Annotated in this window: 19 protein-coding genes; 7 read left to right on the forward strand and 12 right to left on the reverse strand. The window is 70.7% G+C overall.

Annotated features, from left to right (window positions below; translation table 11 throughout):
• Positions 1 to 43 precede the first annotated feature (43 nt).
• On the forward strand, positions 44 to 967 hold the full coding sequence (locus OM076_RS47155) for a type IV toxin-antitoxin system AbiEi family antitoxin domain-containing protein (protein WP_505017718.1): 924 nt from the start codon (positions 44 to 46) through the stop codon (positions 965 to 967).
• On the opposite strand, the gene OM076_RS04205 is transcribed toward OM076_RS47155, so the two are convergent.
• The 6 genes from OM076_RS04205 to OM076_RS04230 form a co-directional block, all read right to left on the reverse strand.
• Positions 964 to 2940, reverse strand: coding sequence for a sugar phosphate isomerase/epimerase family protein (locus OM076_RS04205; RefSeq protein WP_270038179.1), 1977 nt, complete (start codon positions 2938 to 2940; stop codon positions 964 to 966). The genes OM076_RS47155 and OM076_RS04205 overlap by 4 nt on opposite strands.
• A 105-nt stretch (positions 2941 to 3045) precedes the next feature.
• On the reverse strand, positions 3046 to 4161 hold the full coding sequence (locus tag OM076_RS04210) for a lipase family alpha/beta hydrolase (protein ID WP_270038181.1): 1116 nt from the start codon (positions 4159 to 4161) through the stop codon (positions 3046 to 3048).
• 10 nt (positions 4162 to 4171) lie between these two features.
• Positions 4172 to 4576, reverse strand: a complete 405-nt coding sequence (locus OM076_RS04215) for a PaaI family thioesterase (RefSeq protein WP_270038182.1) — start codon at positions 4574 to 4576, stop codon at positions 4172 to 4174.
• Positions 4573 to 5598, reverse strand: coding sequence for an L-glyceraldehyde 3-phosphate reductase (gene mgrA / locus OM076_RS04220; protein ID WP_270038183.1), 1026 nt, complete (start codon positions 5596 to 5598; stop codon positions 4573 to 4575). Before mgrA ends, OM076_RS04215 begins: the two co-directional genes overlap by 4 nt.
• A complete protein-coding gene (locus tag OM076_RS04225) occupies positions 5579 to 6457 on the reverse strand; it encodes a DNA-3-methyladenine glycosylase family protein (protein ID WP_270038184.1) in 879 nt (292 codons plus the stop codon). Before OM076_RS04225 ends, mgrA begins: the two co-directional genes overlap by 20 nt.
• Complete coding sequence (locus OM076_RS04230) at positions 6454 to 7719, reverse strand: PucR family transcriptional regulator (protein WP_270038185.1); 1266 nt, start codon at positions 7717 to 7719, stop codon at positions 6454 to 6456. The genes OM076_RS04225 and OM076_RS04230 overlap by 4 nt, the downstream gene beginning before the upstream one ends.
• A gap of 127 nt (positions 7720 to 7846) precedes the next feature.
• Between OM076_RS04230 and OM076_RS04235 the strand changes: the two genes are divergently transcribed.
• Positions 7847 to 9046: an acyl-CoA dehydrogenase family protein gene (locus OM076_RS04235; protein WP_372517996.1), complete on the forward strand. Its 1200-nt coding sequence runs from the start codon at positions 7847 to 7849 to the stop codon at positions 9044 to 9046.
• Positions 9047 to 9107: 61 nt separating this feature from the next.
• On the opposite strand, the gene OM076_RS04240 is transcribed toward OM076_RS04235, so the two are convergent.
• The gene (locus OM076_RS04240) at positions 9108 to 11012 is read right to left on the reverse strand and encodes a sugar phosphate isomerase/epimerase family protein (protein WP_270038187.1); all 1905 of its coding nucleotides are present in this window, start codon (positions 11010 to 11012) and stop codon (positions 9108 to 9110) included.
• Between the two features lie 146 nt (positions 11013 to 11158).
• Here OM076_RS04240 and OM076_RS04245 point away from each other — a divergent pair, with 146 nt between their 5' ends.
• Positions 11159 to 11794: a YceH family protein gene (locus OM076_RS04245; protein ID WP_270038188.1), complete on the forward strand. Its 636-nt coding sequence runs from the start codon at positions 11159 to 11161 to the stop codon at positions 11792 to 11794.
• Positions 11791 to 12438, forward strand: coding sequence for an acVLRF1 family peptidyl-tRNA hydrolase (locus OM076_RS04250; protein ID WP_270038189.1), 648 nt, complete (start codon positions 11791 to 11793; stop codon positions 12436 to 12438). The genes OM076_RS04245 and OM076_RS04250 overlap by 4 nt, the downstream gene beginning before the upstream one ends.
• A gap of 122 nt (positions 12439 to 12560) precedes the next feature.
• On the opposite strand, the gene OM076_RS04255 is transcribed toward OM076_RS04250, so the two are convergent.
• Positions 12561 to 13931, reverse strand: a complete 1371-nt coding sequence (locus OM076_RS04255) for a UTP--glucose-1-phosphate uridylyltransferase (protein ID WP_270038191.1) — start codon at positions 13929 to 13931, stop codon at positions 12561 to 12563.
• Positions 13928 to 14293 (reverse strand): NYN domain-containing protein, encoded by a 366-nt coding sequence (locus OM076_RS04260; protein WP_270038352.1) that lies wholly within the window; start codon positions 14291 to 14293, stop codon positions 13928 to 13930. The genes OM076_RS04255 and OM076_RS04260 overlap by 4 nt, the downstream gene beginning before the upstream one ends.
• Here OM076_RS04260 and OM076_RS04265 point away from each other — a divergent pair.
• On the forward strand, positions 14262 to 15059 hold the full coding sequence (locus tag OM076_RS04265) for a hypothetical protein (protein ID WP_270038357.1): 798 nt from the start codon (positions 14262 to 14264) through the stop codon (positions 15057 to 15059). The two genes, OM076_RS04260 and OM076_RS04265, sit on opposite strands and share 32 nt — an antisense overlap.
• On the opposite strand, the gene OM076_RS04270 is transcribed toward OM076_RS04265, so the two are convergent.
• Genes OM076_RS04270 through OM076_RS04280 form a run of 3 tightly spaced genes read right to left on the reverse strand, consistent with a single transcriptional unit; the run spans position 15056 to position 17924 of the window.
• Complete coding sequence (locus tag OM076_RS04270; protein ID WP_270038193.1) at positions 15056 to 16108, reverse strand: NAD(P)/FAD-dependent oxidoreductase; 1053 nt, start codon at positions 16106 to 16108, stop codon at positions 15056 to 15058. The two genes, OM076_RS04265 and OM076_RS04270, sit on opposite strands and share 4 nt — an antisense overlap.
• On the reverse strand, positions 16105 to 16668 hold the full coding sequence (gene mobA, locus OM076_RS04275; RefSeq protein WP_270038195.1) for a molybdenum cofactor guanylyltransferase: 564 nt from the start codon (positions 16666 to 16668) through the stop codon (positions 16105 to 16107). The genes OM076_RS04270 and mobA overlap by 4 nt, the downstream gene beginning before the upstream one ends.
• The gene (locus OM076_RS04280; protein WP_270038197.1) at positions 16665 to 17924 is read right to left on the reverse strand and encodes a serine/threonine-protein kinase; all 1260 of its coding nucleotides are present in this window, start codon (positions 17922 to 17924) and stop codon (positions 16665 to 16667) included. The genes mobA and OM076_RS04280 overlap by 4 nt, the downstream gene beginning before the upstream one ends.
• Positions 17925 to 17937: 13 nt before the next feature.
• On the opposite strand from OM076_RS04280, the gene OM076_RS04285 reads away from it, so the two are divergent.
• Together OM076_RS04285 and OM076_RS04290 are read left to right on the forward strand one after the other, a co-directional pair.
• Complete coding sequence (locus OM076_RS04285; protein WP_270038198.1) at positions 17938 to 18906, forward strand: HD-GYP domain-containing protein; 969 nt, start codon at positions 17938 to 17940, stop codon at positions 18904 to 18906.
• A 39-nt stretch (positions 18907 to 18945) separates the two neighbouring features.
• The gene (locus OM076_RS04290) at positions 18946 to 22761 is read left to right on the forward strand and encodes an OmpL47-type beta-barrel domain-containing protein (protein WP_270038200.1); all 3816 of its coding nucleotides are present in this window, start codon (positions 18946 to 18948) and stop codon (positions 22759 to 22761) included.
• Positions 22762 to 22764: the final 3 nt, after the last annotated feature.

The raw sequence follows: 22764 nt of genomic DNA on the forward strand, positions 1-22764 counted from the left end.
CCACGTGTAGATCCGTCACAGGCGATCGGGCGACGATGCGGGGGTGCCTTACAAAGCGCCCCACATAGGGGGCAAAACGTCGAAAACCCCCACACGCGCGGCGCTGATCGCCGAGCTCGCCGCGCGGCAGCACGGGGTCGTGCGGGTCGAGCAACTGCGCGGTCTCGGGATCGATCATCGCGCGATCTCGCGCTGGGTTCGGGACGGACGACTGCACCGCGTTTACCGCGGCGTCTACGCCGTCGGGCACGTCGGTCTCTCGCGCGAGGGACAGTGGCTCGCCGCCGTGTTCGCCTGCGGTGAGGGTGCGGGGCTGTGCGCGGAATGCGCGTCGGATCTCTGGGAGGTTTCGCGCAGACCGGCCTCCCTCATCGATGTCGTTGTCCCTCGTCAGCGCCGAACCCACCCCGGGACGCGGCTGTTGATCTCGCGCACCCTCGAACCAAGCGACATCGTCATCTACCGCGGCATTCCAGTGACCCATGTCGCACGCATGCTCGTCGACCTCACCGCGACCAAGACTCCGCACCAGCTCGCGAACGTCATCTACGAGGCGGCGTATCGGAAGCGCTTCGATCGACGGGCGACCCGCGCGGCAATAGCGCGTGCCCGCGGCCGCCACGGCGTCGCGGTGCTCGAACGGGCGTTGGAGCTCAACGCCGCCGGCAGCGCGGGTACGAAGAGCGATCTCGAAGACGCGTTCCTTGCTCTGCTGGGCTCCGTCGGCTTCGCGGAACCGCTCGTGAACACCCACGTCGAGGGCGAGGAAGCCGATTGCTGCTGGCCCGACCGGCGGCTGATCGCCGAAGTCGACGGTCCGGGTCACCTGCGTCCGCGGGCGAAACGCAACGACGCCCGTAAGGAGGCGATCTGGCGGGCTGCGGGCTACGAGGTGCTGCGGTTCACGGACAACGTGATCGAGCGGCAGCCCGATCACGTCGTCCATGTCCTCAGTGCGTCGTTCTAAGGTGCGGTCGTCGTCAGGGTGAAGGTGAGCGTCTTGCCGTAGGTGCCGGAGCGCAGGACGTCGGTCGCCGCGATCGCCTGGCGGAAGCCGAGCGTCACGGGATCGCCGTTGACCGGGCCGGCGTAGGTGAGCAGGTTGGTCGGTGCGCCCGCGGTTTCCGACAGCGGCGCGTACGCCTGGGTCAGGTTGGATGCGTTGATCGCCCGCACGTTCAGGACCGACGGGAGCGAGAACGCGCCGTTGACCAGGTGGCCGGTGACGGTGGCGCTCGCGTCGGTGACCGACAGGGCGGCGTTGCCGGCGGTCGAGGTCACGGTCGCGGCGACGGCGGTCTCGTAGCTCTTGGCCACGGTCGGGGCGAAGGTGCCGAAGCTGCCCGGTTGCGTGGGCAAGCTCAGCGCGAGCATCGTCGGCACGTCGCCGCCGACGGTGGTCAGGGCGTCGCCGGTGCTCTTGGCGGCGAGCAGGATCCGCTCGACGCCGTCGTCGGAGTTCGACGTGAACTGCAGGCGCGCGACCGACGTGTAGTTGGTGCGGGTCGGTTTGAAGACGACGTTGACAGTGCACGTGCCCGACGGGACGGCGGGCTTGGCCTCGTTGACGTCGGCGGTGGCCGGGTCGTCGGCGACGGCCGGCTGGCGCGGCGCGAGCGGACCGACGTTGCCGGGGCCGAAGCAGTTCTGGGAGACGATCGCGAAGTCGGCGGCCGTGGTGGTGCCGCCGTCGAGGGCGTCGGCTGCGACGGTGATGTTCGTGATCGTCAGCGGCGCGTCACCGTCGTTGGTGACGACCACCGGGACCGCGTTCGCGGCGGAGGCGATCGTTCCGGCCGGCTGCGACGGGATCACCGGCGGGTACGCGTAAAGCGTCGGCGCCGGGTCCGCGCGCATCGCCTTCAGCGCGTTGTCCGTGTTGGTGAACGGGTTGAAGTTCGTCGGCCCGCCGATGGCGACCGGGTCGCGCTCCATGTAGTAGTACTTCGAGCGGTTCTTCGCGGCCGCGAGCATCGGTGCGAAGTCGATGCCGCCCTTGCCGATCTCGCGCTGGTCCGCGTCGCCGCAGGCCAGGCGGATGCTGGCGAGGTCGACGTCCTTGAAGTGGTAGCTGACGATCCGGTTGGTGAACTTGTTGATCATCGCGGTCACGTATGCCATGCCGGCGGCCGCGTTGGGCGGCGTGCCGAAGGCTGAGCCGCAGACGGCCCAGCCGATGTCGATCTGCGCCACGACCCAGCGCGGGTCGGTGCGGTCCATGATCAGCTCCCACGAGCTCTTGCAGTTCGGATCCGACGACGTGGTCGGGCAGCTGGCACCGGCCTCGGTGTAGCGCCGGCTGAATTCGTCGTTGTGGTTGTGGAAGTAGGCCGGGCCGAGGCCGGCCTCGACCGAGCGCTTGCCCAGGCGGTTGAGCTGCTGGGCCGTGGCCAGCAGCCGGTCCCACGTGTTGTAGCCGTTGGTGTTGTTCGGCAGCCCGGACTCGCCGAGGTGGGTCTGGCCGACGATCCGCGACGCCGCGATCTGGTTGTCCCAGTTGCTCTCCGGGAGGAAGTTGCCGTGGCGGCCGGGGAAGCGGATGCCGTACTTGTCACCGAGCGCGCGCAGCGCCTGCAGGCCGGCGAGGTTGCCGGTGCTCCCGGCGGTCGCCGTCGGGAACGGGTTCCCGGGATAGCTGTAGAGCTCGACGTTGCGGATGTCCTTCGTCTGCAGCCAGGACAGCACCCGCTCGAGGCGGGTGGCGTTGGTCGTCGGAGCGGGCGGGGCGACGCAGTTCGGCGTGGGCGTCGCGGGCGGCGCCGGGCACGTGATCTCGCCTGCCCCGTTCGTCAGATAGCCGTTGAAGTCGTAGAGCTGGATGCCCGTCGCACCCCAGGGCGTCCCCGGTCCCACGCTCGCGGGTCGCTGCGCGTGCGCCGCCGGCGCACAGGCCAACAGCGCTCCCACAGCCGCAACCGACACCTTCCGAAGTCCGGCCATGACCCTCTCCTCGCGTCCGCCCTACTTTTAGACCCGCAGACACCGGAAGGTCTACCACTATGCACCGTAGTAGTGCAAGTTTTGTTGGCGACTAAGGCAGAAACTTCACCCAAGCCACATACGGAGCTGTTCGGCGACCGCCGGGTGATTGAGCAGCGCGAGGTGGTGCGTCCCGCCGAGCGTCAGCCCGTCGTCGAACGTCAGCCGGCTGCGGCCGGAGGCGCTGCCGGAGAGGACCAGCAGGTCGCCCACGAGCCGGCCGACGGGGTGGGCTTCGCTGCGCGTGACCGTGGCCGCGACGAAGCAGTGTGTGGCGCCGTCCAGGAGCGGCACTTCCGACAAGGCTTTGGCTCTAAGCGCGTCGGGGTCCTGGCCGCGCCAGTCCTCGTCCACGAGCGAGCCGCGCCGCAGGTCGCGGATGCCGGCGCTGCGGCGGCGCAGGAAGCGCGAGAACGGGCGCGTCTCCGGCGCGAGGTGCAGCGCGGCGCTCATCGCGTGGACGGCCTGCTCCAGTGGTGCGCCCAGGTGCGGCGTGCCGAGCGAGATCACGTGACGGACGTGCGCGGTCCACGCCCCGCCGCGGTGGCATGCGCTGCGCGCGATGAGGCCGCCCATCGAGTGCCCGATGATGGTGATCCGCTCGACCTCCACCGGCCACTCGGCAACCAGGTCGTCGAGGAGCGCGGCGAGGGCGGCGCCGTTGTCGGAGATGTGGCGGCCGGTGTTGAAGCGGATGAAGACCGGGGTCGCGTCAGCGAGGAGGTCGCCGTAGTTGGGCGAGCCCCAGGCGTACTCGGTCTCGCCCAGCCCGTGCAGGAAGACGACGAGATGGGGCGTCACGGTCGCGCCGATGCGCCGGGCCTGCATCGGGATCGCGAGCGGGCTGCCCTCCGCCGCGAGCCGGTCGCCGTAGAGGCCGTTGAGCGCGGCGAGCGCCATGGCGCCGCGCGGCGTGTCGCTCAAAGGCGTCTCGCCCACGCGGGTGCGCGCGGCCGCGCCCGCGGCGTGCGCGCCGAGCCAGAGGCCGCCGCGCACGCTCTCGTAGACGCCGCGCGTGACGGCCCGGTGCATCACCCGCACGGGCGCCGCCGACGGCCCGAGTGCGCCGAAGACCCGGTCCGCGATCGCGCCGTGGATGTCACCGATCCCGCGCGGGAGCTCGGACAGCTCCTGCGCGGCGAGCCGGCTCAGCGCTCGCGCTTCGACCTGGGCCTGCGTCATCTCGAATCGACTACCCCAACCGCTGCACGACGCTACCCGTCGCGACCAGCCGTCCCGTTGATTCCGTGACCCTGACCTCGCTGAACACCATGCTGCGACCGCGCCGCGTCACGGTCGCGTGGGCGGCCAGGTCCTGACCGCGGGCGGCCGTGAGATAGCTCACATTGAGCGTCACGGTCGATCCATTGAGCGTCTCGGGCTCCGCGTCGGACGCCCAGCACGCGGCCATGCCCGCCGTGTCGATCAGCGCCGCGATCGCGCCGCCGTGGACGATGTCGTCCTGCGTCGCGAGTTCCTCGCGGTACGGCAGGACGAGCGTCGCCTCATCGGTCCCGATCGACTCGAGCCGCATCCCGAGGTGGCCGACGAGCGGCGAGTGCGGGATGAACTGCTCGATGATCTCGCGCCGGTTCACTCGCCGCTGGACTGCGCCCAGATGTTGATGCCCGCGTCGATCGCGTACCTATCGATCTCGGCCAGCTCATCGTCGGTGAACGCGAGGTTGTCCAGGGCCGCGACGTTGGTCTCCAGCTGGGCGACGCTCGACGCGCCGATCAGCGCGGACGTGACCCGCGGGTCGCGCAGCACCCACGCGATCGCCATCTGCGCGAGCTTCTGTCCGCGCCCCTTGGCGATCTCGTTGAGCGCCTTGACCCGCGCCATGTTGTCCTCGTTGATGAAGTCCTTCTTGAGGTAGAAGTCCTTCGCGGCGCGCGAGTCCTCGGGGATGCCGTCGAGGTAGCGGTCGGTCAGCATCCCCTGGCCGAGCGGGGAGAACGCGATGATGCCGACGCCCTCCTCGCCGCAGGTGTCCAGCACCTCCGGCTCGATCCAGCGGTTCAGCAGTGAGTAGCTCGGCTGGTGGATGAGGATCGGGGTGCCCAGCGAGCGGGCGAGCTCGACCGCCTCCTGCGTCTGCTCGGCCGAGTAGGAGCTGATGCCGGCGTAGAGCGCCTTGCCGTGGCGGACCGCGGTGTCGAGCGCGCCGATCGTCTCCTCCAGCGGCGTCTCGGGGTCGAAGCGGTGCGAGTAGAAGATGTCGACGTAGTCCAGGCCCATGCGCTTCAGGCTCTGGTCGAGGCTCGCGGTCAGGTACTTGCGCGAGCCCCACTCGCCGTACGGGCCGGGCCACATGTCGTAGCCGGCCTTGGTCGAGATGATCAGCTCGTCGCGGTAGGGCTTGAGGTCCTCGGCGAAGATACGGCCGAAGTTGCTCTCCGCGGAGCCGTAGGGCGGGCCGTAGTTGTTGGCGAGGTCGATGTGGGTGATGCCGAGGTCGAACGCGCGGCGGATGATCGCGCGCTGGTTCTGGATCGGCGTGTCATCGCCGAAGCGGTTCCACAGCCCGAGGCTGATCGCGGGGAGCTGGATGCCGCTGCGCCCGCAGCGGCGGTAGGGCATCGAGTCGTAGCGATCTTCAGCGGCGACGTAAGTCATGGGGGGATTGTGACCATCTGGCACCGGGGCGCCAGCCCGCCGCGACGATGTACATCGCCGCGAGACCCTGGAATGGCGTGTAGAGGTCGAGGACGGTCTTGAACTCTTCCTCGGTCACGCTGCCCGTGCGCACGCCCGCGACCCGCGCGTAGGCGTTGCGCATACCCACGTCCTTGGCCAGCGGGACGTCGTAGCGCCCGCGGCCGAACAGGTTCAGGTGGGCGATCGTCCACTCGCCGACGCCGGGCATCGCGGCGAGCCTGCGCTGATCGTCATCGTCCGGGTCGAGCTGGTGGGTGGCGACCGCGCGGGCCACCTTGGAGAGCGTGCGCGACTGGGTGGGCGCGAGGCCGGCGGCCTCGAGCGCGGCGGCGTTGGCGAACTGCTCCGCCGTGGGCGCGATCCAGGGGCCTTGCGGATGCTGGGTTCCGTGACGGCGGGTGAACGCCCAGGCGATGTTCCCGGCGCGCTGCGTGTCGATCAGCTGCTCGATGATCGCCCAGGCGAGCGCCTCGAACGGCTCGGGTTTGCGCAGCAGCCGCAGCTTCGGCCTCGCCTTGATGATGCGACCGAGGAGCGGGTCGCGGCGATGCGCGCGGTGAAACGGCTCGAGGTCGTCGTCGAGGCTGAGCACGAACCGCATGCGGGCGAGCGCGTGTCGCGCCGCGTCCTCGGTGTCGGCGTGCGCGCGAAGCAGGACCTGGTCATCGCGCCAGGCCGCCTCGACGAGGGCGAGCTGGCCGTCGCTGCGCATTGCCCGCCGGGCGACGCCGCCGTCGAGCTTGACCAGCCCGCCCGGACCGGCCGAGCGCGGCGGCTCGCTCGGCCACGGGGGTGCGACGGTGAGGTCGACGATCACGCTGCGCGCGCTCGCAGCACCAATTCGAGCTCGAACCGCGCATCCGGCTCGTCCAGCGCCGCTCCGAACAGCTCTCTGAGTCGCCCGAGCCGGTACCGGACCGTCTGAGGATGGACGTCGAGCTCGCCCGCGACGGCGGCGATCGTCCCCGCGTGCCGCAGCCACGCGAGCAGCGTCGCCTCGAGCCGCGCGCGTGAGTTGACGGTCTCGGCGCTGAGCGGGGAGAGCCGTTCGGCGGCGAGCTCCGCCACGAGGGCCGGCTCCGCCCGCCACAGCAGCTCGACCCGGTGCGCGTCGGCGGCGAGGGGCGCGTCGATGCCGCGGTCCTCGGCCAGCGCGAGCGCCGCGCACGCGAGCCGGAACGACCGCGCCGCATCGGCCAGCGGCACGGCCGGCCCGATACCGGCGGGTCGGCCGTCGAGCGCGGAAGGCAATTCGCGCGCGGGTCCGGCGAGGACGGCGCAGGCGAGCCCTTCGACGGTCGCGCGCAGGGCGTCGGCGGGCAACGCGGGACGAGCCGGAGCGGCGGCGGGTGACGAGAGCGCGTCGGCGGGCGATGAGGCCGTGGCGGCGGGGGACAACGGCGCGCCGGCGGGCGATGAGGCCGTGACGGCGGGCGACAACGGCGTGGCGGCGGGCGCGGCCAGGCCATCGGGCGCCTCGTGCTCGCGCCACACCGCGATCGCCACCGTCGTGGGCAGGCGCCAGTGGGCCGCTTCGGCGGCCGCGGCCACCGCGCCCGCATCGGGCGCCGGTGTCGCGACGAGCAGCTCGGCGAGTGAACGGCGGCGGCGTTCCAGCTCGCCCGCCCGCTCCGCCTGCTCGCGCGCGAAGCCCTCCGCCGACTCCGCGGAGAGCTCGTCGACGTAGGCGAAGATCGCCTCGGCCAGCACGACGAGGGTCTCCGGTGCCAGCCCCGCCTCCAACCCCAGCGCGGCCAGCCGCCGCCACGCCACCCGCGCGCCGGTTCGGTAGGCCGACAGCAGCGCGTCCAACGACCGACCCGCGCGGACCTCGCGGCGGCCGAGGTCCACCGCGACCGCCCCGCGGACCGCCACCGCGCCCCCGCGCGAGAGCTCGACGAACTCCGCCAAAGCGCTGTGCACGCCCCGCCGCACCGCTCCCGACCCGCGGGCCAGGGGCCGGGCGTACTCCGGGACGTCGGCGGCGATCGCGGCGACGATCTCGTCGGCCAGCGCCGGAAGATGAGCGGCGAGCACATAGGCCTCGCCTGGAAGTTCCGGAAGTTGTACGAGATTCATAAGTTCTGCATCCCGTGAGCGCGCACACCCACAAGATACGGCGCGCTTTCATCCATATTGTTTAGATCCTATGGCGAGTGAACCTTTGGAGGCAGTAACCGAGCCCTTGTCCCAGGGCTCGTTCTCGATGGAGCTCAATCAGGACCAGCTCGACGTGCGCGAGTGGGTCCATGGCTTCGCGGAGAACGTCGTCCGGCCGGCAGCGGCCGAATGGGACGAGCGCGAGGAGACGCCCTGGCCGCTGATCCAGGAAGCGGCGAAGATCGGGCTCTACAGCTTCGAGGCGCTCGCGCAGTTCTACGCGGACGAGACGGGGCTGATGCTGCCGATCGTCAACGAGGAGCTGTTCTGGGGCGATGCGGGCATCGGCATGTCGATCATGGGCACGACGCTGGCCGTCGCCGCGATCTTCTCCTCCGGCACCGGCGAGCAGTTCGGCGAGTGGGTCCCGCAGTGCTACGGCACTCCTGATGACCCGAAGGTCGCCGCGTTCTGCGTATCGGAGCCGGACGCGGGCTCCGACGTCAGCTCGCTGAGAACCCGGGCGAAGTACGACGAGAAGACCGACGAGTGGGTCATCAACGGCCAGAAGGCGTGGGCGACCAACGGCGGGATCTCCGACGTGCACGTGGTGATCGCGTCCGTCGACCCTGAGCTCGGTGCCCGCGGCCAGGCCGGCTTCATCATCCCGCCCAACACACCCGGCCTGAGCCAGGGCACGAAGGTCAAGAAGCACGGCCTGCGCGCGTCGCACACCGCCGACGTCTTCCTCGACGACGTCCGCCTTCCCGCGCGGATGGTGCTCGGCGGCAAGGAGAAGCTCGACGAGCGCCTGGCCCGCGCGCGCGAGGGCACGCGCGGGAACCGGCAGGCGGCGATGCAGACCTTCGAGGCCACGCGCCCGAGCGTCGGCGCCCAGGCGATCGGCATCGCCCGCGCGGCGTATGAGTACTCGCTGCAGTACGCCAAGGACCGCAGCCAGTTCGGCCGCGCGATCATCGAGAACCAGGCGATCGCCTTCGCGCTGGCCGACATGCGGATGGAGATCGACGCCGCCCGCCTACTCGTCTGGCGCGCGTCCTGGATGGGCCGCACCGGGCGCAAGTTCGAGGCCGCCGAGGGTTCGATGAGCAAGCTCAAGGCGGGTGAGGTCGCCGTGTGGGCGACCGAGCGCGCGATCCAGATCCTCGGCGGGAACGGCTACACCCGCGAGTTCCCGGTCGAGCGGATGCACCGCGACGCGAAGATCTACACGATCTTCGAGGGGACCTCGGAGATCCAGCGCCTGGTCATCAGCCGCGCCATCTCCGGCGTCCACATCCGCTGAGCTCTTAACGAACAAGGGCCCCGGCAGCGCCGGGGCCCCTGGATTCGTTACCCCGTTGGACTTACGGAGCGGTGGTGGACAGCGTGAACGTCAGCGTCTTGGCGTAGTTGCCGGAGCGCAGGACGTCCGCGGCGCCGATCGCCTGGCGGAAGCCGATCGTGACGAGGTCGCCGTTGACCGGGCCCGTGTAGCTGAGCAGGTTCAGCGGCGTGCCGGTGACCTCGGCGAGGGGCGCGTAGGCCTGCGTCGGGTTGCTCGCGTTGATCGCCCGCGCGTTGAGCGGGGACGGGAGCGAGAACGCGCCGTTGACCAGATGGCCCGGAGCGACGGTGGCCGGGTCGCTGACCGAGAGGGTCGCGTCGCCGGCGGTGCTGACCACGGACGCCGCGACGGCCGTCTCGTAGGACTTGGCGACGGTCGGGGCGAACGTGCCGAAGCTGCCCGGCTGCGACGGCAGGCTGAGCGCCAGCATGCTCGGGACGTTGCCGCCCACGGTGCTGATCGCGTCGCCCGTGCTGGTGCCGGCGAGCGGCACGACCTCCATCGCGTCGTCCGAGTTCGAAGCGAACGTCAGGCGGGCGAGGGACGTGTAGTTGGTGCGGGTCGGCTTGAAGCCGACGTTGATCGTGCACGTGCCGGCGGCGACCGCGGCAGCGGTCTCGTCAGCGGGCGTCGTCGGATCGTCGGCCACCGCGGCCTTGGCCGCGGCCAGGGTCTTGCCGGAGCAGTCCTGGCTGACGATCGCGAAGTCGTCACGCGTCGTGTTGCCGCCGTCGTCGGCGTTGGCGGCGAGCGCCGGCGCGGCCGAGGTGAAGACGAGCGGCGCGTCACCGGTGTTGGTGACCGTGATCGGCTTGACGTTGTCGGCGGCCGCCGTACCGGCGGGCACCGACGTGAACTGCGGCGAGCGCGCGTACGCGACCGGAGCCGGGTCGCCCTGGAGGGCGGCGAAGCTCTTGTCGGCCGACGTGAACGGGTTGAAGCCGCCGTTGTTGCCCGGGGTGACCGGGTCGTACTCGTAGAGGTAGTAGCGGACCTTGTTCTTGGCCGCGGCGAAGATCGGCGCGAAGTTGATGTCGCCGTCGCCCAGGGCGCGCAGGTCGGCCGTGCCGGCCGCCGGACGCGGGTTGACGACGTCCTTGACGTGGAAGCTGATGACACGCGCCACGTAGGTCGGGTTGCTCACCAGGTTCACGACGTCCTGCAGGGTCGAGCCGGAGACGGCCCAGCCGAGGTCGATCTGCGCCTTGACGTAGCGCGGATCGGTGTGGTCCATCAGGAACTGCCACTGCGTCTTCATCACGCCGGCGTCGTTGATCTTCGCGGTGAAGGACGACGCGTGGTTGTGGAAGTACGCCGGGCCGACGCCGGCCTCGACCGAGCGCTTGCCGATGCGGTTCATCTGCTGCGCGTTGATCAGGTTCTGCTGCAGGCTCGTGCTACCGGCGTTGAGCGGGTCCGCCGCGCCGATCACTTCCTGGCCGAGGATGCGTGCCGCCTCGATCTCCTGGCCCCAGTTGCCCTCGGCGAGAGTGCCGTGGCGGGAGACGAAGCGCAGGCCGTACTGGTCGCCGCGGGCGCGCAGGTCCTGCAGGCCGGCGGTGTTCAGCGGCGTCGCCGGGTTGGAGCCGGGGAACGGCGCTCCCGGGTAGCCGTAGAGCTCGACGTTGCGGACGTTCTTAGACGCCAGGTACGCGAACGTGCGCGTCAGGCGGCTGTCCGTGGTCGACGGGGCGGGCGGAGCCACGCAGTCCGTCGTGGGCGGCGCGGGCGCCGCGGGGCAGGTGATCTCACCGGCGCCACTGGAGATGTAGTTGCTCCAGTCGTAGAGCTGCACGCCCATCTGGCCCGACGGCGCGCCCGCGCCGAGGTCAGCGGGGCGTTGTGCCTGCGCCGTGGCGGCGCATGACAGAATCGCGCCCGCAGCCACAATGGCCGCGCCGACGCGCACACCGAATCCGTTCAATGCTGTTTCTCCTCACTCCCGGCCGCGCGACCCCCGCGCTGCCGAATTAGACCCAGAAACCCCATATCTACAACAGTGCAAAGCTATACCAAATTGACGGCGGATCGGCAAACTTTCGCCTCACCAACGTACAAAACAGGACGCTGATGGATCTCGACTCGATCGAAGTCCGCGTGTTGGGGTGCCTCATCGAGAAGCAGCGGACCACCCCAGACGCGTATCCCTTGAGCCTCAACGCCCTGCGGCTCGCCTGCAATCAGAGCACCAATCGCGACCCCGTCGTCGCCTACGACGAGGAGATCATCCGCGGCGCGCTGCACCGGCTCGGGCGGCGGCGCTTCACGCGGCTGACCACCGGGCACACCAGTCGCGCCGCGAAGTACCGGCATCTGCTGGATGAGGAATTGCGGATCGATCGAGCAGAACAGGCCGTGCTGGCGGTGCTGCTCCTGCGCGGCGATCAGACCCCCGGCGAGCTCAAGCAGCGCACCGAACGCATGCAGCCGTTCGACAGCATCGACGAGCTCGACGACGTCCTCACCAGCCTGATCGACCGCGGGTACGTCGTGCAGCTCGCCCGCCGTCCCGGCCAGAAGGAGGAGCGCTTCCACCACACGCTCTCCGACGAGGCCGACGACGTCGAGGCGCCGGCGCTCGCCGCGCCCGCCGCGGCCGTCGTCCCACCGCCGCCGCGCCGCGACGAGCGGCTGGACAAGCTCGAGCGTGAGGTGGCCGAACTGCGCGCGGAGGTCGCCGCGCTGCGGGCCGACCTCGGCGCGTGAGTACCTTCGAGGTTCCACCGGAGCGCCTCGGCGCGTGGCTCGCCCGCTGGGCGCAGGAGCACGACGCCATCCGCACCGAGACGCGTCCCGGCCGCGTGACGTTCACCGGCGCCGACGGAGCGACCGTCATCGCCGAACCACCGTTCCCGCCGCTCGCTTCGCACCCGCCGATCGAGCGCTTCGCACCGGAGCCGCTGCTCGAGCACGCGCGGCGCGACCGGATCGTCGGCGTCCTGCTGGTGCGCCTCGGCGGGTACGCGGCGGGTGTCTTCAACGGCCGGCGTCTGGTCGACTCCAAGGTCGGGACCCGCAATGTCCACGGCCGCAGCGCGGCGGGCGGGCAGAGCCAGAAGCGCTACGAGCGGCGCCGCGACGGGCAGTCGCGACAGGCGCACGACGCGGCGGCCGAGGCCGGCGCGGGCGTGCTGCTGAACCACTTCGAGGACCTCGAAGCCGTGGTCCTCGGCGGCGACAAGTTCGCGCTCGCCGCCGTACTCGAGGACCCGCGCCTGCGCAAGCTGTCCCGGCTCACCACGGAGCGGGTGCTCGACGTACCGGATCCCCGCTTGGCCGTCCTGCGTTCGACACCTGATCAGTTCCGATCCACGATTCTCCAGACACTGGACCCTCGGTCAGCCCCGTAGAAGACCGCACCGTGTAATGTCGCGCGATGCTCGTCATCGCTGTGACAACTTGGGTCTGGGTGTGCGCCATCTTCGCGCTCGTGGCCCTGCTGGTCGTGGCGATCGCTCGCCGCGCGTGAGGACTACAGCTCCGCGCCGTCCTCGACGGTGCGCGGCCCGGTGAGCTTGACGTCGCCGCGGGCGACCACGCCCGCGCCGAAGCGCACGTCGCCCTCGACCTCGAAGCGGTCGCACGCCACCAGCGAGGGCGGGCCGTCCGGGAAGCGCTCCTCGAAGTCGCGCAGGAGCTTGAAGTAGTCGGGGTCGAGCGCGACGAAGGGCACCGTGGTGCGGTCGCCGGCCAGTACGACGCGGGCGTCGGCGGTCAGCTCGTAGGCGTCGGAGCGCAGCGCGAGCAGGTCGTCGGTCGTCTTGACCGGCGCGAATCGCCGGCGCGGGACGCGCAGCGCGCGGGCGCCCTCGAAGACCTCGATCGCCGCGCCCATCGCGGTCTCGATCTGGTAGACGGCCGGGGAGGACTTGTCGCTCGGGTCGACGGTCTTGGCGTTGCGGATCATCGGCAGTCCGAGGACGCCGTCGCGCTCGCGCATCGCGGCATCCAGTGCGCGCAGGCTGATCCAGAGGTTGTTCGTGTTGACGTAGCGGTGACGGCCGATGTCCTGCAGCGCGGCGAGGTCCTCCTTCGGCGTCTGGGCGGTCTCGCGCAGCACGAGCCGGCCGTCGGAGCGCCGGCGCGCGATGTGCCCGCCCTTGCGGTCGGCCTCGGTGCGGTCGGTGACCTCCATCGCGAACGGCACGTTCTCCGCCCGCATCCAGGCGAGGATGCGGGTGTCCAGGACCGCGCCGAGATTGTCTGAGTTGGCCATGAACGCGTACTCGAAGCCGCGCTCGAGCAGCGACTCGAGCATCCCCGAGGTGACGAGCGCGGTGTAGAGGTCGCCATGCCCGGGCGGGCACCATTCCAGGCCGGGATCGTCGGGCCACGAGGCGGGTGTGAGCCCGTCGACCAGCAGCTTGGGCTCCTTGTTCTGCAGGAAGTCCAGCGGCAGGCCGACGTCCAGACCGGGATGCTCGCTCAACGCCGCGAGCGAGTCGTCGCGCGTCGAGAACGAATCCATCAGCACGAGCGGAAGCCGGGCGTCGTGCGCCTCGCGCAGCGCGAGCACCTGGCGGGCGATGATGTCGAGGAAGCTGAGCCCGTCCTTGGCCTCGAGCACCGACTTCGCGCGCGAGAGCCCCATGCTCGTGCCGAGGCCACCGTTGAGGCGCAGCACGATCGCCTTCTGCAGCGCGTCGCGCTCGGCGCCGGGATCGGACGGCAACTCGTCGAACTCGACCGGGTCCGTCACCGGCTCGATCGAAGCCTCGGGCATCAGCCCGGTCTCACCCGCCTCGAGTTGGCGGTAGTAATGCTCGAAGGCGCGGATCGCCGCTTCCGCGACGCCTTCGGAGCGCATCTTCTCGACGCCGGCGCGCAGGCCCTCCTCGCTCACGGCGGGGACTCTAGCCGCCGCCTGAACGTGCCCGCGCCTTCCACCGCGGCGCCGAGCGCGCGTACGCGCGAGACCAGTTCGGCGTCGGAGGTCACGACGAGCGCGTCGGGGTCGGTTTCGACGAGCCGGACGATCTCGTCGTCGGCCGCATTGCGCCCGCGTCGCGGCGCGCGGACGACGGTCACGGATCCGACCGTGCCGAGCAGATCGTCGGGTCCGGTGTCGAGCACGACGGTGACTGGCTCGTCGCCGGCCCATGCCGAAACCTGATCGACCAGCTTTCTCGTCGCGCCCTCACGGTCGCGCCACCAGCCGTCGGGCCGGGAGCCGATGACGTTCATCGCGTCGATCAACCAGCGCATGAGAATTAATTCTGGATTCTCACTCAAGGACCGTGGACGTATGGCCGATGGGGTGATCAATCCAATGCGCGTCGATACGTCTCTCCTCCAAGGCATCACCGCGGCGAACCAGGCAACCCAGGTCTCCACCGCCTCGCTGAAGTCTTCCGGCACCACCACCTCGTTCTCGAGCCAGCTCAAGGCGGCTACTGAGAAGGAAACGACCAAAGCCGTCCCGGGCACCAACTACGCCGAGATCCTCACGGGTCCGCGTGCGGGCCTGTACCTGAATACGGGCGGCGGGCCGCGTGATGGTGAGGCGTTCGTGCTGGTCAAGCATGACGGCAAGGAAGACCACATCTACGGGACCGGCGACGATCGCAAGGTCATCAGCGTCGGCGGCTCGAGCTCCTCCGACAGCTCGGACACGAGCACGGACACCTCCTCGACCGCCGGGTCGACGTCCGAGAAGGCGCCGTCGAGCGAGAAGACCAAGCCGATCGAGGGTCGCGCCTACGCCGACATCACCGCCGGCCCACGCAAGGACCTGTACTTGAACACGAGCGGCAACGCCCGTGACGGCAAGACCTTCGTCCTCGTCAAGAAGGAAGACCGCGAGTACCACATCTATGGCACCGGCAAGAATCGTGAGGTCTTCGGCGTGAAGATCCCGACGGCGGCGCCCTCGACCGACTCGACCACCTCGACCGCGCCCACCTCCGACTCCACGGCGGCCACCGGCGACACCACCACCGGCTCGCTCGTCACGAGCAACCCCACTTCCTAGAACTTCCTCCCCGCAGCAAGGGCCGGCGGGATGTCCGCCTGCCGTCCCAGCAGTTGATCGGCCACGAGCCGGCTCGAAGCCGGCCCCAGCGTGATCCCCCACGCCCCGTGGCCGCTCGCGATCACGAGTCCCTCCACCTCCGGGAGGGGCCCGAGTAGCGGCCAACCGTCCTCCGAAGACGGCCGCGCGCATGCCCGCAATCCTCTCGGCCTGACCCCCTCCAGTGCCGGGAGGAAGCGGGTGGCGTTCCTCATGATCTCCGGAGCCACCGCCTCCGCGTCTGGCTTGTCCCGGGTGAACGTCGACCCGATGGCCGAGATGCCGCGAGCCGTGACCGCCGAGAACAGCGTCGCCGGCGGACCCGCCTCGCTCGTCAGCACGTCGATCCCGGCCTCCTCGAGCACATGCGTCGGCGCGCCCGGCAGCTCGAACTCGACCACGACGCCCCACAGCGGCGAGATCGCGTCAACCGGCGTCCATGGGCCTGCGGCGATGGCGACCGCGCCCGCCGGGTGATGCGTGTCGCCGATCGTCACACCGGTCGCGCGGCCGTGCTCCACGTGCGCGAACGCGGCCTCGCCGACGCGCAGCTGCGCACCCGCCTCGTGGGCGCGCAGGGCGAAGGCGTTCGCCGCCGCGGCGGGCGGGACGGGGCGGCCGGTCTCCAGCCGCCAGGCGGTCAACCCCTCCGCGAGGGACGGCTCGAGCGCGCGCAGGTCGGCGCCTTCGAGGTAGGTCGGGTTCAGCTCGGGAAACGCGTCGGGCTTCGCGCTCGGCTCCTCTGAGAGCAGCAGCAGACCCACGTGGTCCGCGGGGAACGTGAAGCCGCGGCCGAGCGTCCGGTAGTGCTCGAGCGACTCCTCGTAGAGGCCGGCGAGCTGCGCGTCGAGCGGGTGCTGGACGACGCCGGAGTTGCGCCCGGACGCGCCCGCGGCGATCGCCTCGCGCTCGTAGAGGACGACGGACGCACCCGCCTCGGCGAGGAACGCCGCGAGCGAGCAGCCGACGATCCCGCCGCCGATGACGGCGAAGTCGGGCGCGCCGCTCACGGCTGCGCCTCGCGAGCGTCGAGTCTCTCGAGTACAGCGCGAGAAAGTCGACGCTCGGCGGCTGCGAGGGCCTCCGGCGTGTTCACGCTCGCGACGAGTTGCGGGTCGACGTCGAGGCGCGGCGGCGCGAGGCGGGCGAGCGTGCGGCGCAGGCCGGCCTCCTCCGTCAGCGCCTCGCGCAGGACCGGCAGTTGCGCCGGGTCGTAGTAGCCCGGGAACGGGTCGTACTCGCCGTTCACAGACGCCACCGCGCGCGCCGCCATCAGCGCGGACAGCAGCTCGCCCGTCACCCACGGCTGGTCGCAGGCGACGGCGACGCACGGCCCACGTTCGAGCGCGGTCACCAGGCCCGTCAGCGGATGAAACGGCTCGTCCGGCTCGATCCAGACGGGCACGTCGAGCGGCGGCAGGACCGTGTCGCGCTTCGCCACCACGACCGGCTCGAACCCGCTCGCCGCCCGCAGAACCCGCGCGAGGAGCGGTTCACCACCGAGTACCGCGGTTGGCTTGGCGCCGCCGAGCCGGCTCCCGCGCCCACCCGCCAGCACCGCGACGATCACGCGCCGACGGCGTCCGCGCCCAGCAGTTTGCGCAACTTGACCTGCAGTTGCAGCGGGGAGAACGGCGTCGAGAGACGCTCGTCCGCGCCCGCGGCGCGCGGGTCGCGACCCGCGGACTCGTCGACCACCAGCAAAAGCTTCGAGTCCCGCGTCAGCGGGTCCGCCCGCAGCGCGCCGACGATCTCGGCGGCGCCGAGGATCACGAGATCGGGCCGTGCGTCGCGCGCCGCGTCCAACGCGCCCGCGCTGGCGGCCTCGCGCATGTCCACCCGCCCACCCAGCGCGACGTGGGCGATCGCGCGCGTCGAGGCGTCGACCCCCGCGAGCAGGACGCGCGAGCGGCGCGCGTCGCGGACCTCCTCCAGCGGCGCGCCGGTGGTGCTCGCGCGCCGCGGCGGGAGCGTCTCGGAGAGCGGTCCGGCGGACTCGACGACCGCCTTCGCCGCGGCCATCAGCTCCGAGCAGGTCTGAAAGCGCCGGTCCGGGTTCTTGTCGAGCGCCTTCGCGATCACGTCGTCGAAGCCGTCCGGCAGTTCCGGGCGCACGCGTGACGGGCGCGGCGGCGGCTCCGACAGGTGCGCGTAGATGACGGCCACGTCGGTGTCGCGCTCGTACGGCATCCGTCCCGTCAGGCAGTGGAAGAGCACGCAGCCGAGCGAGTAGACGTCGCTGCGCGCGGTCACCTCGCGACCTTCGATCTGCTCGGGCGCGACGTAGTGGATCGTCCCGACGACGTCGCCCGCCATCGTGACCTGGGTGCCGCCGAGGCGTTTGGTCAGCCCGAAGTCGGTCAGGTACGCGTTGCGGCCCTCGATCAGCACGTTGGCCGGTTTGACGTCACGGTGGATCAGGCCACGTTCGTGGGCGGCGTCGAGGGCGTCGCCGATCTGGCGGCAGACGTCGATCGCCCGGTAGGGCTTCAGGCGGCCGTCGGTGGCGAGGATCCGCGCGAGGTCCGAGCCCTCGATGAATTGCATCGCCAGATACAGCGTGCCGTCGACCTCGCCGGCGTCGTAGACGGTGACGATGCTCGGGTGCGTCAGCGCCGCCGCGACGCGCGCCTCGCGCGAGAAGCGCTCGCGGAAGCCCGAGGACTCCGCGAGGTCGGGCGCGATCACCTTCAAAGCCGCCACACGCTCGAGGCTCAGATGGTGCGCGCGATAGACGACACCCATCCCCCCGCGGCCGATGCGCGAGTCGATCCGGTAACCGGCGATGACGGAGCCGATCCGCCGGTCGTCGCTCGCGTCCGCCATGATGCGGTCCAGTATGGACGACGCCGACGCGCTCGCGGGCCTGAGGTTGCTCGTTGCCGGCGGGGACCTCGCGGCCGTCCAGGCGGCGCAGACCCGGCTGGCCGAGCTCGGAGCCGACGCGACGGCGCTGGCGGGCGACGTCGAAGCCCTCGCCCGAGCAGCCATCGCGTCGCCGCCCGCGGCCATCGTCGTCGTCGACGCGACCGAGTCCCGGCTGCGTGACCGGCTGGACCCGTTCGACCTCAAACAGGGCCCTGCCGTGATCGGCCTGAACGCGATCGTCGCCGCCGACGAGCAGCTCGGCGCGGTCGCCGCCGGCCGCCTGCGCGCGGTCATCGGCCAGCGCGGTCTGCGGGCGCGGATGGCCGAGCTGGAGGCCGCGCTCGCGGCCCAGGCCCTCACCCGCCGTCGCGACGCCGCGGCGGCGCAGGAGGAGCTCCTGCAACGGCTCCTGCGCGCCGCCGAATACCGCGACGACAACACGCACGAGCACACCCAGCGCGTCGCCGACCTCGCCGCCGGCCTCGCCCGCGAGCTCTCGCTGCCGGATCGCCAGGTCGCGCTGGTCCATCGCGCGGCGCCGCTGCACGACATCGGCAAGATCGCGATCCCGGACTCGATCCTGCTCAAGCCTGGACGTTTGACCGATGAGGAATTCGAGGTCGTGAAGACCCACGCGGTGCTCGGTGCGCGGGTCCTCCAAAAGGGGGACTCCGACGTCATTCAGACCGCCGAGGCGATCGCCCGCCACCACCACGAGCGCTGGGACGGCGGCGGCTATCCAGGTGGCCTGTCAGGCGAAGCGATCCCCATGCCGGCGCGGCTCGTGCACCTCGCCGACGTCTTCGACGTGCTCGTCCACGAGCGTCCGTACAAGGAGTCGTGGACGGTCGAGGCGGCGGTCGAGGAGATCGAGCGTGGTTCGGGCTCTGACTTCGACCCGGCGGTGGTCCGCGCGTTCCTGCGCTCGATTGACGCGTAGACGCTCCAGCTTCTGAGCCGGCTGCCGATTACGGGGAGCGTGAGCCCTCGGATTCGCATATTCCTCGTCGCCTTCGCCGTCCTGATCTTCGCCGTTCCCACCGCGCAGGCCCTCGCTTCGCCGTTCTCGGTTCCGAGCACGTGCACCTCCGCGGCCGGTCCGTACGCGCTCGGCTCCGATGACATCGCCCCGTCCAGCGCCTGGCAGCAGGGCACCGCGGGCACCGTCTCGGTCCCGCTGGCCGGCACGGGCGTCGACAAGTGGGAATGGAAGATCGACTGCGGCAGCACGCAGACCGGGACGACCGGGAGCATCGCGATCACCGGCGACGGCACGCACATCCTCAGCCACCGCGCGCAGGACTCGGGTGGCGGGTCGTGGACGCCGTGGGTCGACGACACGGTCAGGATCGACCACGGAATCCCGACCAACACGAGCGCGCCGCTCACCGGCTGGGTCCGCGGGCCCTACAACTTCACGGTCACCGGCACCGACACGCTCTCCCCGGTCACCTACGAGTGGCGCGACGGCAGCACCGGCCCGTTCACCACGGGCAACGTCGCGACCGTCACCGGCACAGGCACCCATACCTTCTACACCGCGGTCGTGGACGCCGCGGGCAACCGCAACGAGGTGCCGCACACGATCAAGGTCGACGGCACCGCCCCGACCGACTCGACGACGGCGCCCACCGGCTGGCAGCACAACACCGTCGACATCACCGTCGCGGGCTCCGACGCCGAGTCCGGGATCTCCTACGTCCAATGGGACGTTGACGGCGTGGTCAACTCCGGCGCCATCGGCGTCGTGCTGCACATCACCCAGCAGGGCACGCACACGGTCAAGACGCGGATCGTCGACAACGCCGGCAACGACTCCGGCTGGACGACCCACATCGTGCAGGTCGACATCAACGGCCCGACCGACACCACCTCGGTCCCGTCGGGCTGGGTGCAGACCGGCACGGTCAACGTCAACGTCTCCGGCACCGACCTCAACGGCTCGGGCATCACCCGCATCCAGTGGGACCTCGACAACAACGCGAGCTCGGGCGACGTCGCGGGCGCCGGCCCGGTCCCGGTCGCCGTCACCGGTGACGGCGTGCACACGCTCAAGACGCGCATCACCGACGCGATGGGCGACGTGAGCGGGTGGAACACGTACGCGATCAAGATCGACACGGTCAACCCGACCGACACGACCAGCGTGTCCTCAGGCTGGCAGCCGCAGACCTCGATGCAGGTGACCATCCAGGGCACCGACGCCCACTCGGGCATCGACTACATCGAGTACAAGCTCGACGGCGTCGTCGGCACGTCCAACGGCACCGCCACGCAGGTCGTCAACGTCACCGGCCAGGGCGAGCACACGGTCGAGACCCGCGTCGTCGACAAGGCCGGCAACACGAGCCCGTGGACCGCGCGCTACGTCCGCCTCGACGCCACCTCGCCCGACAACGTCACGCCCGTGATCGGCTCGACCGGCTGGCGCACCACCTCCTACTCGGTCGTCCTCAACGGCACCGACTCGCTCTCCGGCATCGACTCCGTCTACTGGAAGGTCGACAACGGCGTCGAGCACTCGGGCACCGTCTCGATCGAGACCGCCACGGTGAGCGGGAACGGCATCCACGTCCTGCAGACGCGCGTCAAGGACGTCGCCGGCAACTTCTCCGGCTGGCGCTCGGAGACGGTCAAGATCGACAACGTCGCCCCGACCGACACCACCAACCTCCCCTCCGGTGCCGTCCCGAACGGCCGCAAGATCCCGGTCACCGGCACCGACGCGGACTCCGGCTTCGGGAGCGTCGAGTGGCAGCTCGACAGCGACGAGGTCAAGACCATCACGCAGGCCACGATCCTCGGCTCCAACGGCGCCCACACGCTCAAGACGCGCGTCCAGGACAACGCCGGCAACTGGAGCAACTGGCGTACCGCGTCGTTCACGATCAACGCGAACCTCCCGATGGAGGACACCGACCCGCCGGTCGACACCACCTCGATCCCGACGAACTGGCGCACCGCCGCGTACACGGCGACCGTGTCCGGCGACGACAACGGCGGCACCGGAGTCGACTACATCGAGTGGCGCGTCGACGGCTCGGCGATCGACAGCGGCCCGGACGGCAGCACCTTCACGGTCTCCAGCGACGGCGAGCACGAGGTCGAGACGCGGGTCTGGGACCTCGCCCACAACCACAGCGAGTGGCGCACGCAGACGCTGAACATCGACCGCACCCAGCCCGTCATCACGACGACCGTCCCGGCCGCATGGACCGACACCCGCGTCGTGACGCTGAGCGCGACCGACGCGACCTCTGGCGTGGACCACATCGAGTACACGATCGACAACGGGCCGACCCAGACGATCAACGCCGCGAGCGGCAGCTTCACGCTCTCCGGCGAGGGCGACTTCACGATCAAGCAGCGCGTCTACGACGTCGCCGGCCAGGTCACCACGTGGAGCCAGTTCCACTACAAGATCGACACCGTCGACCCGATCAACACGACCGTTCCCGCGCCGACCGCGTGGCAGACGACGACGCTCTCGCTCGACCTCACGGGCACCGACGCGGCGTCCGGCTACGACCACGGCGAGTGGCGCGTCGACGGCGGCGCGATCCACTCGGGCACGACCGCGACGGTCTCCACCCAGGGCACGCAGACGCTCGAGACGCGCATCGTCGACGTCGCCGGCAACGTGTCGGCGTGGAACACCGAGACGATCAAGATCGACGCCGTGCGGCCGGTCAATACCACGCCGCGCCCGAGCTCCGCCTGGAGCAAGACGGACTACGCGACGACCATCACCGGCACCGACGCGAGCCCCGGGTCGGGCATCAGCCGCACCGAGTACAAGCTCGACGGCGGGGCGGTCGTGACGACGCCTGGCGTGTCGATCGCCACTGAGGGCGGCCACGCGCTCCTGAGCCGTGTGGTCGACGCCGCGGGCAACGCGTCCGATTGGCGCGTCGACGAGATCGGCATCGACAAGGCCGCTCCGACGCTCGCCGTCGACTGTGGGTCCGAGGCGTGGCGCAACTCGCCGGCGACCTGCACGGTGTCCGGCTCGGGCGGCGCGTCCGGCCTGCCGACGCTGACCGGCCAGATCGGCTCGGGCTCGGTCAGCGCGGTGATCGGCGGCGCCTACGCGGTCGACGCCGACGGCGCCCTGACGATCAACTTCCGCGCCGTCGACGGCGCCGGCAACGAGCGCCTCGCCTCCGCCAAGGTCAACATCGACCACACCTCGCCTTCGCCTGCCGTGACGTGCAGCCCGGGCGCGGGGACGACCTGGTTCTGCATCGCCTCCGCGGTGGATTCGCAGTCCGGCGTCGCCGCGCTCGCCTACTCGGTCGACGGCTCCACGCCGGTCGCCCCGGCGGCTGACGGCAGCTTCACCGTCAAGAAGGGCTCGGTCACCGTCTACGCGAGCGACAACGCGGGCAACGGCGCCGCCTCGGCGCCCGTCTCGCTGGCGGATCGCACGCCGGCCCCGGTGAAGCCGGTCGACCCGCCGGCCCCGCGCGTGCACAGCGAATCGGTGCTCCTGCGTAAGGGCGGCGCAATCGCCTTGCGCCTGGTCGGGCAGCTCTCGCTCTCAACGCTCGATTCCGCGACCACGGTCGATCTGCGGCCGCTGGCGATCGGCAAGGGCAACTTCCAGTTCGTCCTGAAGATCAAGACCGGCAAGAAGACCAAGACGGTCACCAAGACCCAGGCGATCAAGACCGGCTACTCGACCCGCATCCAGGTCAAGCTCGGGGCGGTCACGAACGCCACGGTGACGCTCACGGTCCGCAGGAAGTCCGGCAAGAGCTGGGCGACCTACGCCGGCAGCACCGTCAAGCTCTGACAT

It is taken from the genome of Solirubrobacter ginsenosidimutans (assembly GCF_027587205.1).